Here is a 13,884-nt window from a genome sequence, read left to right on the forward strand (position 1 = left end):
GGATTCTCTCCCTATTTTTATACATTGACTCTGTTAAAAATAGGGTAACGACGATACGCTATTTCTTCAGATTGAGGGCATTTAGTCATTTTTTTTGAGTGATAGCGTAATCTCGTTACATCTAATGGCTCAAATCGCCCATTTTAAGGCGGATAGCGTATCCTCGTTACGCCTAATCGGCCTTTATGTAATGAGGATTCCTTATCAACCCTTTTGCTATCCATTTCTAGCCTGCTGACTTACGAAGAACTAACCATCCCTCACAACTGCCTCGTGATTCCAATTTTTTATACAATCAGTCTGTCATCATTCACGAACTGTGGCTTTTATTTTTGTTTTTTAATTGCTCTAAACCAATTAAATAGAAAGGGGAGAACGGATGAAGCATTTCGCCTATGAAACAGAGACAAGAAAAAGAGAAATCTTCTTTAAAGAGCCAGAGTCCTTTAATAAATTTACGGATAAAGAACTTCTATCCTATGCCCTTGGCGCAGCTCTCTATATGCCTGCAGTTAAAGACAGTATTGCCAAAGATGTCGTGGAGCAAAAATACCCTGAACTAACAGCAATGGTCATTGATCTAGAAGATGCGGTGAGTGACCACCTGATTGCTGAAGCAGAAATCCGGTTGGTCGACCATATTCAGACGATTTTTCATGCATTAGAGGAGCAGCAGATCACTATCGATGCCCTTCCGCTTATTTTTGTTAGGGTGAGGGATCCTGAGCAGATGAGAAGAGTGACGACTTCTTTAGGCTCTTTGCAATGTGTCTTAACAGGTTATGTCTTTCCGAAATTTTCCTATGAAACGGGAGCCCAGTATTTGGACATTCTTCAAACCAATAATACGGGGGACAGGGTCCTTTATGGGATGCCGATCTTAGAGTCATCCGAGATCATGTATAAGGAATCGAGAATGGAAGCCTTGTTAAATATAAAGAAGTTAGTAGATTCATATGAGCCATTGATTTTGAATATTCGGATTGGAGCGACGGATTTTTCTAGCTTTTACGGCATTCGCCGAAAAGTGGACTCAACCATTTATGAGGTGTCGGTCATTCGTGATTGTATCACAGACATCCTAAACCTGTTCAATCGCCAAGATGGCTATGTGATCTCTGGGCCAGTCTGGGAGTTTTTCTATAAGGAACAACTTCCCTTAATATCCAAGCTTAAAGTGACCCCTTTTCAAGAAAGATCTGAACGAACGGCTAAGAATAAACGATTGGAAAATATGAACCAGTATATTGAGGGGCTTATTAATGAGGTGCAATTGGATAAATTGAATGGGATTGTCGGCAAAACCATTATTCATCCGACACATATTAAGCCCGTTCATTCGGTCTATACCGTGACACATGAGGAATACATGGATGCCCTGTCGATCCTCAACCATAGTGAGGCAGGCGTATTGAAAAGTTCTTATGAAAATAAAATGAACGAAATCAAGCCCCACTATAATTGGGCAAAACGCATTCTCCTCCGTGCTAAAGCATTTGGTGTGTTAAACGAAAATCAAGATTTTACGCGTTTATTGATGGAGAAGCAAGAGGAAAAGGCTATTCATGAGGTGAACTAATGACTTTACAAGTGACGACATCCAAGTACGAACAGCAAATCCTTGAAGATTTTACTGTAAAAGTAGATCTATTAAGTAATCCTTATCAGTTTGAATTAAGCCATTTGTTTCAGATGGCTGCCCGAATTAATAAAAAAAGAAGCTTTTTATTTGTCAGTAAAGTTTTAGGCAAACATTTGGCTGTTGACCCAAAAATTTGTCTCTTAACCGGTCATTTACTCGCCTTAAGATACATGGAAGTCGTCCACGGGCAACTAAATCCACATACTGAAGCGGTCGTAGATGCTATCAAAACAAGGGAAGGGTTGGCAGACGTTCTTGAGGTTATGGAAAAAAATCCTATTGAATTGCCGAATCCGGTTACCTGTATTGGCTTTGCCGAGACGGCTACCGCTCTCGGCCATGCCGTCTTTTCTACTTTTAAGGAACAAGCTTCTTATATTCATACAACGAGGGAACAGATCGAAAAGCTGTCTTCCATTATTAATTTTGAAGAAGAACATTCCCACGCCACCAGTCACCGTGTGTATGCCTTGCAACAGGATTTTTTCAAGAATGACAATGAAGTGATCTTAATCGATGATGAAATCACAACCGGTCAAACGGCTGTTAACATTATTCGTACTTTAAAAGCAACATATCCTCATAAAAAAACGTTCACGATTGTTTCGATTCTAGATTGGCGAACACCTGAACATCGGCAAAGCTACCAAGCTTTAGAGCGTGAACTGGACATTACGATTCATGCGGTCTCACTTGTTGAGGGAAATATGGAAGTGATCGGCCAACCGACTCAATTAGAAGAGCAACGACCTGCTTTTCAGCCATTCACACCTAAACTGTCGTCTATGTCACTTACCAAAATGATGAATTCTGAGATGTTGTTGTATGAAAGCTCGGTTCATGCAGATGGTTCTCAAACGACTGCGCCTTATATAAAGGGGACAGGGCGTTTCGGACTGTCCATAAAAGAAGAGCGCCGCTATAACGACCTGTATAAACCGATCGGAGACGCGCTTCAATCACGTCGCATGGGAAAGCGGACTTTGGTTATTGGCACAGGCGAATTTATGTATCTCCCTATGAAAATAGCATCCTACATGGGGGAAGGGATTTCTTATCAATCGACCACCCGAAGCCCGATCTACCAATCGGACCATAAGGGTTATTTGATTCAGCGAAAATTTAAGTTTGACAGCCCGGAAAATCCGGGGTTAACCAATTATCTTTACAATATTGAAGTGAATCAATACGATGAGATTTTTCTATTTGTGGAAAGACTGTCATCACCGAATGCGGTCAAAAGCTTATTGGATGCTTTAAGTCAAACGTTTATTCCAGTGATCCACTTGATCAGTATGACGGATGAGATAGGGGGAAGGAATCTGGATGATTAGTAGATCGGTTAAACCTGATAAAATGGGAAGCTACAAAGAAGAGGATGTTGTTTTTTTACTTCAAGATATCGGTAAATATGTGTTAGAAAGGAATACCGAGGAACGGGAGCAATTAATTCAAGCGGGTACCCACTACTCAGAAATGCTGCCCGTCGAGTATCAACCGAATGAAGAGTACGTCGCTCTTTTTCATGACACGCTTCATTTATATTCAAAGCGCTTAGCCGTAGCTGTAGGGCTTGTTGCGGAACAAATAAAAGAAAAAAAGAGTCTGGAACATCTCGTTATCGTGAGTCTAGCACGGGCAGGAACACCCATTGGCGTTCTGATTAAACGTTATTTATCGTTTAAATACAGCGTTGATGTCCCACATTATTCGATTTCAATTATACGTGGTCGAGGGATCGATGAAGTGGCGATTGACTATATTTATCGCCATCATCCACAGGCGGCGATTCAATTTGTTGATGGATGGACAGGCAAGGGTGCGATCACAAGTGAGCTGGACGAAGCGTGTCAATCGTATAATTCAACGCATATCAATCAATTGGACTCGACATTAGCTGTTTTGGCTGATCCTGGCCACTGTGTTGAAATCTTCGGCACACGGGATGATTTTTTGATTCCGTCAGCTTGCTTAAATTCAACGGTTTCGGGACTGGTCAGCCGGACGGTTTTAAACCGCCGCTTTATGAAACCGGGAGAACTGCACGGAGCAAAATACTATAAAGAACTGGCTGAGGCGGATGTATCTAACCTTTATGTGGACACAATTGAACAAGAATTCCCTCATATTCAGGAGGATATTGATCAAGGGTTGAGTGAATTAAAGAACAGCGATCCAACCCCAACCTGGAAAGGGTTAGCGTCGGTTGAATGGATTCAAGAGACGTTTAAGATTAGTAATCGTCATTTTGTGAAACCAGGTGTAGGCGAAACGACAAGAGTGCTTTTGAGGAGAATGCCGTGGAAGATCTTAATCAATCCTCATTTTACAAATGACCTCACCCATATTTTAATGCTGGCAAAAGAACGTCATGTTCCTGTTGAAGCGTTTACCGAGATGACGTATTCCTGCTGCGGGCTCATAAAAGAATTATAAAAGGACTGGTACTCATTGATCTTATTTACATCCGATTTGGACAGGACGTTAATTTACTCCAATACCATGATGGAACGTCACCCTATTGGAAATGGAAGCGTCCCTGTGGAATACAAAGAAGATCAGATTATTTCCTATATGTCGCGTGACTCTATTAATCTACTACAAAAAATAAATAGGAAACATCTTTTTGTCCCTGTTACAACAAGAGCCTTTTATCAATATAAAAGAATTCATGCTTTCCAGGATGAGATGAAGCCGAGGTTCGCTATTGTAGCTAACGGCGGGACGATTCTCATTGATGGAAAACAGGACCTCGAATGGGCTTGGTTAATCAAACAACGCTTACAGGATACGTCCTCTCCAAAAGAGGACATGTTGAAGTCCTTTGCAAAGATACGTCATGATCAATGGGTTGAACGAGAATTTAATGTCGATGATTTTTTCTATATGTTTCATATTAACCGGCAGCATTTGCCACTAGATGAAATCCAGGCATTTCAATCAGAGCTCGAGGCTTGCGGTTGGACGATGTTTGTACACGGAAACCGTAAGTTATATTTGTTGCCGAAGCAATTAAATAAAGCCTTGGCCGTATCCCATCTTCAAACCTATGTGGACTATGAGTTCCATGCCGCAGCCGGCGATTCCCTTATGGATTATGACATGCTTCTTCAAGCGGACTATGGATTCAGCCCGAAGCATGGCGAACTATTCGAGCGAAGAGCAGAGGATGCGAAGATTAAGTGGCTTAATAAAATGGGAGCAGGATCAACAGAAGAATTATTAGAAACCATCCTCCAACTTGATCTGTCTCTTGCTGGAAAAAAGAGTTAAAGCGGGTTAAAGGAGCGGGCGGTTGGCAAGGTGGTGCAACATTGGGCGGTTTGCCCACGAAAAACTGGTCGAGCGTATGAGAAATGGTGGGCAAAAGCAGCTTTCCCACGAAAACCTGGTCGAGTGCACGAGAAATGGTGTGCAAGTGAGGTTTGCCCACGAAAACCTGGTCGAGTGCAGAAGAAATGGTGTGCAAGTGAGGTTTGCGCACGAAAAAAGCGGCCACAGCCAGAAAAATGGTGGGCAAACGAGGTAGCAAGGCCACGCCTGGGCATAGGTTTCGTATTTTATCGTCTGATTTTAAGTAAGGTTAAAAACACTTAGTTTTAAAGAAGGGGATTAACCTCATGGCGCTTAGAATTTGGTTTAATCGGTGGTTTTCAACGGTTTCGCATTACATTGAGATGATACGGGATAACCCAGATGGGCAGTCTTTTGTGATTTATGGCTCTCACCCGAACCCGGATAGCGTCTATTTAAAATATTGTGATGTGGCAGAAACGGAGCCCGATATAAAAGGAGAAAGCTATCTCCGTTACTGTTTAGAGTTTTGTTTGAAACATGGCATTGACTTATTTATACCACGAAAGGAAAATGTGTTAATCGCCCAGCATATTGAGGATTTTAAAGCCATTGGAGTAAAGGTATTGGTTTGCCCAGATGGAGAGTTAATGAACCTAATGGATGATAAGGCGGCGATGTATCGTTCAATAGAGGACAAGCAGCTTGAAGGGAAAACAATTGTACCGATTCCGGCCTATCGGGTTGTCAATACAGCTAAAGATTTTCAAAAAGCCTATGGCGAATTAAAAGCAGAAGGAAATCGAGTGTGTATCAAACCAGTGGTAGGAGAAGGAGCAAGCGGTTTTCGAATTATCGATGATTCAGCGGATACGATTTCCTTTTTGTTTTCCACATCCTTTACACAGAAAATTTCCTATGAAACAGCTTATCATATTTTGCAGCAGCAGGAGACTTTTCCAGATCTCATGGTACTTGAATATTTAGAGGGCTATGAGTATAGCATCGATTGCCTAAGTGATGAAAAAGGGTCTCTTCAAGTGGCCATTCCCCGTAAAAAAGGCGTTGGCCGAATTCGAGAAATAGAAGATAATAAAGAATTGCTTAACATAGCCAATCAGCTTGCGGCAGAATACAAAATTCCTTTTGTGTATAATATTCAAGTTAAATACAAAGAAGGGGTCCCAAAGCTGCTCGAAATTAACCCTCGAATGAGCGGCGGGTTGCATATCAGTTGTTTATCTGGCATTAATATTCCATATTATGCGATCCGATTATTATTAGATGGTCAAATCTCACCGCTAAAACCAGTCTTCGGTCTGAAAGCTACGCATCTGGAACAGTCGATTATTCTTTAGAAGACGAACAAGAGTATGAAGAATCGATTAAAAATGGTTAACGAGTTAGAGCTAAAAGAGAAAGAGAGTGAGATCGATGGCTGTATCATTGAGCAAGGGGCAGAAGGTGGATCTAACCAAATCGAATCCAGGGTTAACCCAATTGGTAGTGGGCTTAGGTTGGGAAGCGAACCAGCTGGGGGGACCAACCTACGACATCGATGCCTCCGCCTTTTTATTAGGGGCGAATGGAAAAGTAACCACTGAACAGGATTTTATTTTCTACAATAATCGTGAGGGTGGAGACGGTTCCGTCATTTATACCGGTGACAACCGAACAGGTATGGGGCATGGGGATAATGAGCAAATTTTAATTGATTTACAAAAAGTCCCCGTTCACATTCAGAGGATTGCCTTTACGATTACCATTCATGATGCGGATATTAAGCAACAAAACTTTGGGCAGGTTCGACAGGCTTATGTTCGGGTGGCTGATCAGCAGATCCAAACAGATTTGTTAAGATATGAGCTAGGTCATGATTTCAAAGTAGAAACGGCCATTGTTGCAGCCGAAGTGTACCGACACAATGGAGAGTGGAAGTTTGCCGCTATTGGCAGTGGATTTGATGGAGGGCTTGGTGCTTTATGTGGGAATTTCGGAATTGAGGTAGAGGCCTCATCTCATTCATCTGCTCGTTCTTATTCATCGACTGCACGACAACTAGGTGGTTTTCAGTCAGAACCGCAGGATAGGAGAGCCTATCCGTCCGGCTCAAATCCTGGTTATGGAAATCAAGGAAATCGTTATCAACCAACTAATATGGGGAATTCATTTGGAGGAACAGCGCCATTTCAACCCCATTCTTATGGAGCCCCCCACTCTAACGGCTATTCAGATTATGTCTGTCAAAAGTGTGGTTCTTCGGATCTTCGCTCTGGGAAGAAGGGGTTTGGGATCGGAAAAGCAGCAATTGGCGGTTTATTACTTGGTCCGGTTGGTTTATTAGGTGGTTTTATTGGCGGGAATAAGCTTAAGCTCACCTGTAATTCGTGCGGGTATGAGAATGAGCCTAATTCCGGTGAACTTGCGAGAATGACAAATGATTTAAAATATAAGACCATGCAACTCATTAGAAATAATAAAACACCAGAAGTGTTAGATGCGATTGTGGCCGGTTTTGCTCTAGTAGCAACAGCGGATGGTATTTTGGACCCAGCAGAGAGACAAAAAGTGACTGAATTTGTGAATCAAAGCGAAGAATTACGCACTTTTGGTCCCTATCAAGTGCTGAATCGGTTTGATCACTTTGTGAATTTAATCAATCAGGATCGTTATAGCGGAAGAGCGGCCGCTTTTCGTGCGCTTGGAAGAGCTAGAACAAAACAGGGGATTGGAAGTTTAATTGTTCGCTATGGCATTGCCCTAGGTTATGCGGATGGCTATTTTGCCCCTGAAGAAAAACAAGTGATCACCGAAATGTGCCAAGAACTCGGACTAAATCCGAATGACTATTTGGCAGCATGAAACAGGGGGACGGTTCTCGCGTTTCATTTCTTTAGGAGCCAACACGTGAGCCTAATTTAGTTCGAAAGCATTAATGTATGTATTTTTTTACACCCTGCTTTTATATCTCAAGGTCAATCTAGCCTTTCTTTAGACTAGTATTATTAAGGCACTTAGAAGAAGTATTTGGAGCGCCTGAAAAAATTGAACAGTCCGAGCGCTTTGCTGAAGAGCTAAAGGAATTTATTTTAATTGAAAACTTGAAGGAACAACCTGAAACAGGCCTATAGTCACTCATTTGTTGTATGGGCAGTGTGTTCCGAGTGATAGATCGACATATTTTTGCTAAAATAGAAGAAGTTAAGGCTAGTGTCTATCATGGAAGGAGAACACAACGATGACAAGCAATAAGCAATTTGTTGGTTATATCGGTACGTATACCAAAGAGGGAAGCAAGGGGATTTATAAATTTACTCTTGATACAGAAACGAAAAAAATGAGTCAGGTTGATTTAGTTGCAACTTTGGACAACCCTACTTATGTCACCATTAGTCAAGATAATCACTATCTCTATTCTGTAGTAAAAGATGGCGACCTTGGCGGGGCTGCTGTTTATTCTATAAACGGTGAGACCCATACATTGGAGCTTATAAATAAACAGCTTTCAGAAGGGGCTTCCCCATGTCATATTAGTGTGAAGGCGGATAAGAGCCAAGTCGTAACGGCGAATTACCATAAAGGAACCGTTGAGTTATATGAATGCAAGGAAAACGGGGAATTGAACCCGGCTTCCTCCATCGCCAAACATGAAGGCTCTGGTCCGAATGCGGAACGTCAAGAAAAGCCGCACGCCCACTTTGCCGGTTTTACACCTGATGAAAAATTTATTGTCGCGATTGATTTAGGAATCGATCAGTTGGTTACATATGAGGTAAAGGAAGGTAAGTTATCAAAGGTACAGGCTTTGAAAGTGAAGCCTGGAAGCGGTCCAAGACATCTGGCCTTTCATCCTAATGGAAAATTCGCTTATATTATGACTGAGCTTAGTTCAGAGGTCATCGTACTAAAATTCAACTCTGAAGATGGCAGCTTTACTGACGTTCAATATATCTCTACTATTCCGGATGAGTTTACAGACAACAATCAAGGAAGCGCGATCCACCTCTCCGCAGATGGGCGCTTTGTTTACGCCGCCAATCGCGGGCATAACAGCATCGCGATCTTTAGTGTCAATCAAGAAACCGGAGAACTTACTTCCGTTGATCGGACTTCTACAGAAGGCAATTGGCCTCGTGATTTCCGGATTGACCCAACCGGTGCTTTCTTAGTTGCCTCTAACGAAGAATCCGGTAACCTTGTCTTATTTGCAAGAAATGAACAAAATGGAACCTTGGAATTCCTGCAATCCGATGTGCGCGTTCCTAAACCAGTGTGCGTCGCATTTTTGCATACCGTTTAAGGTCTTCCTATTTTCTAAATTAAAAAAAGCCCTTCTATTAGGAAATTCGGCTAATAGTGGGCCTTTTTCTTATGTGAGTGAATCACTTTTGCGTTCGAGATTGTCTAAGACAGGCTAAAGCATCCTTTGCAATTCGATAGATCATGGCCGCCGATTTTTCCTCTATCCGATGCCAGAAATTGGTAGGAAAAAGGGGACGTCAATTTTTAATAATAGGAAAATAGGTGTTAGAGCGAATTAATTGCTTTCAAAACTGGAATGGAAACTATTAGAAGAGTAAAAACTAGACATTGGACTTACCTTATGGATAAAAAAGGAGATAGGTTAAATGTCAGAAAAACCAATTGTGATCGAAGCCATCATTAATGGAAAAAAGATCAAAACGGAAAAACAAGAACCGCGTGAAAATCCGGCTCATCCAAGTGAGATTGTCGGATATGCCCCTGTAAATACTCGTGAAGAAACGATTCAGGCGATTGATGCCGCTTATGACGCTTTTCCTTCGTGGGCTCAAACACCGGTTAAAGATCGGGTCTTACGCATGAGAAAGGCCATCCAAAAAATTAAAGATAATATCCCCGATCTTTCCAAATTGCTTTCAAGAGAACATGGTAAGGCCCTCTATGATGCGGAAGGGGAATTCGCTGTTTCTTTAATGTGGATGGAGTTTGCTTGTGACAATGTGGAAGAAGTTCTAAAAGACGAGATCCAAGAACATGATGGCGGGAAAACGATTATCGCACGAGATGCCATTGGCGTCGTGTCAGCCATTACCCCTTGGAACTATCCGATTTCTTTATCCACAATTAAAATAGCGCCTGCCCTGTTGACAGGGAATACAATGGTCCTTAAACCAAGTCCGCTTGCTCCATTGACTGTTAGTAAGGTGGCCGAACTAATAGCGGATGAATTTCCTCCAGGTGTGCTCAACCTTGTTCATGGGGAGGCCGATGTAGGAGTAGAGCTGACTTCTAACGAAAAAGTGTCTAAAATTGCCTTTACAGGGGGTACGAATACGGCCAAGCATATCATGAAAGCCGCTTCGGATACGATTAAGCATATGACACTTGAACTAGGTGGTAATGACGCAGCCCTTGTTCTTGAGGATATTGATGTTAATGATGAACGCGCCATGCGTCGGATGGTCATTTCTAATTTCTTAACGGCTGGCCAAATATGTATGATTGCGAAGAGGATTTATGTTCATCGTGCGATCTATGATCAATTTGTTGAAAAGTACATAGAAGCTGCGAATAAATGGATTCGAGTGGGGGACCCATTTGATAAAAATACGACCATTGGCCCCGTAAATAACAAAAAACAAATGGACTATGTCCAAAGCCTAGTGGATGATGCCGCAAGTAAAGGGGCTAAGGTCGTCAAGCTTGGAACGGTGTTAATTGATGAACAGACATTTAAGGAAGGCTATTACATGCAGCCGACCCTTGTTCTTGGTGCCGATTACGATAGCCCTATTGTCGTTGAAGAACAATTTGGTCCAACTGTTCCCATTTTGCCTTTTGATAATGATGAGCATGCTCTGGACTTGGCTAATGGCAGTATCTATGGCCTAACCAGCTCTGTCTGGGGAGAGGAAGAACACTGTCTCAAAATTGCCAGACGTGTCCAAGCTGGAACAACCATGATCAATACAGCAGCGGTTCAGGGCCTAGACGTCCGCTTCCCATTTGGCGGTGTCAAACAATCCGGAATGGGCAGAGAATACGGAAAAGAAGGCCTCCTAACCTACACCGAAACCCACGTCATCAACAACCCCAAAATGAAAGAACTACCGTATATTCCAGAGTGAAACCCGGGGACGGTTCTCGCGTTTCACTTCAAGAAGGAAGAGGCTAAGAAAGGCCCAACTGACAGAAACGACTGTCTGTTGGGCCTTCTTCTTATTAGGCTTGATTGTCCCTGTGTTACTTGTATCGACTGACAAAATAAAGCCTCCCTTTCCCTTAAAGGGGGCTTTAAAGAATGACGTTACTTTTTAATCATATCATGATCGACATAGCGTTCGCCATTGAGCTCACTTAACAGGTTAACCGCGACACGCGCCCCGTCACCGCTTGTAATGATCGTGTGGACACTGACGCCGCCAGCGGTACCGCATGCCCAAATCCCTTCAATGTTGGTGCGGCCCTCAGAATCAACGTCAATCACCGTTTTAATACGCGGTTCTGTTGCAGGAACGGTTTTAACACCGATAGCTTCTGCGAGCGCTTGATTGGCGCCTGTTGCAAGAATGACCTGGCGACCTTCAAAACTTTCGCCAGCATCCGTTTCAACCGTAAAGCTTTCACCAGTTTTCTCAATCTTGCTAACCGTAGCTTCTTTAAATTCGGTTCCAAAGCCTTCAGCTTGCTTACGGCCAACGTCAAGAAGAGCATTTCCTTCAAGTTCCTCCGCACCATAGTGGTTTTTCAAATAGGCACGTTGAGTCATTCCTTTGCCGTTATCTAAAACCAGTGTTTGCTTTCCAGCTTTACTAGTAAACAGGGCAGCACTTTGTCCAGCTGGACCGCCCCCAACAATAATGACATCATACATCACCAAATTCCTCCTTTATGTGCGTTACTCATACTAAGTATAAAATAGTAAGAACAAAGAAATCCAATATACTGATTAGTCATACGAGTTATTCAATCTTCAAAAAGCTCGAATGGTTCTAGGAAAGCGTGGTGTTCTAATCGTAATTATTGGATTCAGTCATTAATTTTAACCAATACATTGGAAATCAAGTTGCTAAAACCAAGGAGAATGCTGCATGTATGTACTTCTGCAAAATGTAATGGCATAAAAATTATTTAAACCAACCCTTCTCCTTAAATCGTGATATCGCTTCAATTCTGTTCGTCACATTTAACTTATCAAGGATCACTGAAATATAATTTCGGACCGTTCCATTGGTAAGATAGAGTTCCCCGGCTATTTCCTTCGTGTTTTTTCCATCCGCCATAAGTTTTATGACTTCCTCTTCGCGTTTCGTTAACGGACTTTCTGTATTCCCATAGGCCATATCAATAAGTTCCGGTGCATAAATCCGCCGGCCTTCCATTATGGTACGAATAGAACGCGCAAGTTCTTCACTCGGGCTATCCTTCAGCAAATACCCGCTTACCCCAGCTTCTCGAGCACGTTCGAAATAGCCCGGTCTTGCAAACGTAGTTAATATAATAAACTTACACGAGGAATCCTTTAACTCTTCAGCTACATCCAGCCCGCTCTTCAAGGGCATTTCAATATCCATAATACAAACATCTGGGTTCAAACGTTTGATTAAATCGATCGCTTCTTCACCGTTATGCGCCTGGCCGACTACCGTTATATCTTCTTCCAAATTCAAAAGCGAGCTAAGCGCCCCGAGTAAAAGACGTTGATCCTCAGCTATAACAATCCGAATCATAATTGATCTCCTTTTAAGTTAGGGTGTCTGACATTAGGGACGTTAATTGTAACAAGTGTGCCATCTAATGAGTTGTAGTCCAAAATGCCATTCACAAATTCAAGCCGTTCTTTCATCCCCGCAATACCATGGCCTTTATGAGTTTCGTTGTGATCAGAAAATCCTTTGCCGTTATCATGAATTTCAATTTTAACGTCATCCTGAGAGGAAGTAATCTTAATCCGGCAACGAGTGGCTTGGCTGTGCTTAACGATGTTTGTCACGGCCTCTTTTAGGCACATGGATAAAATATTTTCGACGAAGAGTGGTATTCCCTTTAGGTCAGCAGACCCTTCGATTTTCACATCAATGTTAGCCGCATCTAAGATCTGTTTAACCTTAATAAGTTCATCCTTTAGTTTGACAGCTCTCATATTAGTTACCATTTCACGGACTTCTTTTAAAGCCGTTCGAGCAGTTTGATTGATATCCCTTAATTCGATTTTGGCAGAATCAGGGTTCACTTTAATTAATCTTTGAGCGAGATCGCTTTTTAGACCAATCAACGAGAGTTTTTGCCCTAATGTGTCATGCAAATCCCGTGCAATTCTTTGCCGCTCTTCCATAACCATAAGTTGCGAGAGCTTTTTATTGGCATCTTCAAGCTGAACCTCTAATTTTTCACGCTTTTCTCGGTTACGCATGTTAATCGGCAGAAGAATAATGCCAATGATACTTATAATGACAAAGGGAAGCTGAGAGGTATACAGCTTCGTTTCAAAGAAAAATCCAAAGGTAATGGCAACAATGGTTGTGCAAAGATGAACAATATATAATGAAAGAAAGCCGCCCTTATGCTGGATTTTACCTATAAAAAAGGCTAAAAAAAGTCCGAAATAAATGTAAGAAAAATAAATCGTCATAAATAAGCTAATAGCCATCTGGATGCTGACCCATAAATAGACGAATCCGGTCTTTGAATTAAACGATAAACGATTGGTGATATAGAATAGAAAGACCAAAAGAACTCCAAAACAAATATCGAGAAGGGACAACGATCTCATTATAAAATAAAAGGGGAGAATACAGAAAATAATCCAGACGTAAATACTAAGACCCGTATTTTTTGGGATAATATGAAACCAATTTCGCATAAGTGTCTCCTTTTAACCTGTCTAACACTATTATACCTCTCAAATCACCCATTTTGCTTCTCATTTTGAAGAGAAGGGGAACGCGCCTTGAGATTAGTTAAGC

At 42.0% G+C, this 13,884-nt stretch carries 11 protein-coding genes; 8 read left to right on the plus strand and 3 right to left on the minus strand.

The window, feature by feature from the left end:
- Nucleotides 1-379: 379 nt before the first annotated feature.
- The 8 genes from PU629_RS09770 (at nt 380) to PU629_RS09805 (ending at nt 11,046) form a co-directional block, all read left to right on the plus strand.
- On the plus strand, nt 380-1,579 hold the full coding sequence (locus PU629_RS09770) for an HpcH/HpaI aldolase/citrate lyase family protein (protein WP_275284079.1): 1,200 nt from the start codon (nt 380-382) through the stop codon (nt 1,577-1,579).
- A complete protein-coding gene (locus PU629_RS09775; RefSeq protein WP_275284080.1) occupies nt 1,579-2,976 on the plus strand; it encodes a phosphoribosyltransferase family protein in 1,398 nt (465 codons plus the stop codon). The genes PU629_RS09770 and PU629_RS09775 overlap by 1 nt, the downstream gene beginning before the upstream one ends.
- Complete coding sequence (locus PU629_RS09780) at nt 2,969-4,078, plus strand: cysteine protease StiP family protein (protein WP_275284081.1); 1,110 nt, start codon at nt 2,969-2,971, stop codon at nt 4,076-4,078. Before PU629_RS09775 ends, PU629_RS09780 begins: the two co-directional genes overlap by 8 nt.
- A gap of 15 nt (nt 4,079-4,093) precedes the next feature.
- Nucleotides 4,094-4,915 (plus strand): HAD hydrolase family protein, encoded by an 822-nt coding sequence (locus tag PU629_RS09785; protein WP_275284082.1) that lies wholly within the window; start codon nt 4,094-4,096, stop codon nt 4,913-4,915.
- A gap of 347 nt (nt 4,916-5,262) precedes the next feature.
- A complete protein-coding gene (locus PU629_RS09790; protein ID WP_275284083.1) occupies nt 5,263-6,294 on the plus strand; it encodes an ATP-grasp domain-containing protein in 1,032 nt (343 codons plus the stop codon).
- Nucleotides 6,295-6,370: 76 nt separating this feature from the next.
- Complete coding sequence (locus PU629_RS09795) at nt 6,371-7,798, plus strand: TerD family protein (protein ID WP_275284084.1); 1,428 nt, start codon at nt 6,371-6,373, stop codon at nt 7,796-7,798.
- 376 nt (nt 7,799-8,174) lie between these two features.
- Nucleotides 8,175-9,236, plus strand: a complete 1,062-nt coding sequence (locus PU629_RS09800; protein WP_275284085.1) for a lactonase family protein — start codon at nt 8,175-8,177, stop codon at nt 9,234-9,236.
- A 328-nt stretch (nt 9,237-9,564) separates the two neighbouring features.
- Nucleotides 9,565-11,046, plus strand: a complete 1,482-nt coding sequence (locus PU629_RS09805) for an aldehyde dehydrogenase family protein (RefSeq protein ID WP_275284086.1) — start codon at nt 9,565-9,567, stop codon at nt 11,044-11,046.
- Between the two features lie 179 nt (nt 11,047-11,225).
- Here the strand turns inward: PU629_RS09805 and PU629_RS09810 are convergent, their stop codons facing one another.
- From PU629_RS09810 to PU629_RS09820, 3 genes are all read right to left on the minus strand, one after another.
- Entirely contained in the window at nt 11,226-11,792 is a 567-nt protein-coding gene (locus PU629_RS09810) for an FAD-dependent oxidoreductase (protein ID WP_275284087.1), read from the minus strand.
- Between the two features lie 253 nt (nt 11,793-12,045).
- Nucleotides 12,046-12,648 (minus strand): response regulator transcription factor, encoded by a 603-nt coding sequence (locus PU629_RS09815; RefSeq protein WP_275284088.1) that lies wholly within the window; start codon nt 12,646-12,648, stop codon nt 12,046-12,048.
- The gene (locus PU629_RS09820) at nt 12,645-13,781 is read right to left on the minus strand and encodes a sensor histidine kinase (RefSeq protein WP_275284089.1); all 1,137 of its coding nucleotides are present in this window, start codon (nt 13,779-13,781) and stop codon (nt 12,645-12,647) included. The genes PU629_RS09815 and PU629_RS09820 overlap by 4 nt, the downstream gene beginning before the upstream one ends.
- Nucleotides 13,782-13,884: the final 103 nt, after the last annotated feature.

Source organism: Pullulanibacillus sp. KACC 23026, assembly GCF_029094525.1.
In the GTDB taxonomy this organism is placed as follows: Bacteria; Bacillota; Bacilli; order Bacillales; family Sporolactobacillaceae; genus KACC-23026.

Coding starts and splice junctions, on each gene's coding strand:
- PU629_RS09770 (WP_275284079.1), top strand. CDS start 380: ATGAAGCATTTCGCCTATGAAACAGAGACAAGAAAAAGAGAAATCTTC.
- PU629_RS09775 (WP_275284080.1), top strand. CDS start 1,579: ATGACTTTACAAGTGACGACATCCAAGTACGAACAGCAAATCCTTGAA.
- PU629_RS09780 (WP_275284081.1), top strand. CDS start 2,969: ATGATTAGTAGATCGGTTAAACCTGATAAAATGGGAAGCTACAAAGAA.
- PU629_RS09790 (WP_275284083.1), top strand. CDS start 5,263: ATGGCGCTTAGAATTTGGTTTAATCGGTGGTTTTCAACGGTTTCGCAT.
- PU629_RS09795 (WP_275284084.1), top strand. CDS start 6,371: ATGGCTGTATCATTGAGCAAGGGGCAGAAGGTGGATCTAACCAAATCG.
- PU629_RS09800 (WP_275284085.1), top strand. CDS start 8,175: ATGACAAGCAATAAGCAATTTGTTGGTTATATCGGTACGTATACCAAA.
- PU629_RS09805 (WP_275284086.1), top strand. CDS start 9,565: ATGTCAGAAAAACCAATTGTGATCGAAGCCATCATTAATGGAAAAAAG.
- PU629_RS09810 (WP_275284087.1), bottom strand. CDS start 11,792: ATGTATGATGTCATTATTGTTGGGGGCGGTCCAGCTGGACAAAGTGCT.
- PU629_RS09815 (WP_275284088.1), bottom strand. CDS start 12,648: ATGATTCGGATTGTTATAGCTGAGGATCAACGTCTTTTACTCGGGGCG.
- PU629_RS09820 (WP_275284089.1), bottom strand. CDS start 13,781: ATGCGAAATTGGTTTCATATTATCCCAAAAAATACGGGTCTTAGTATT.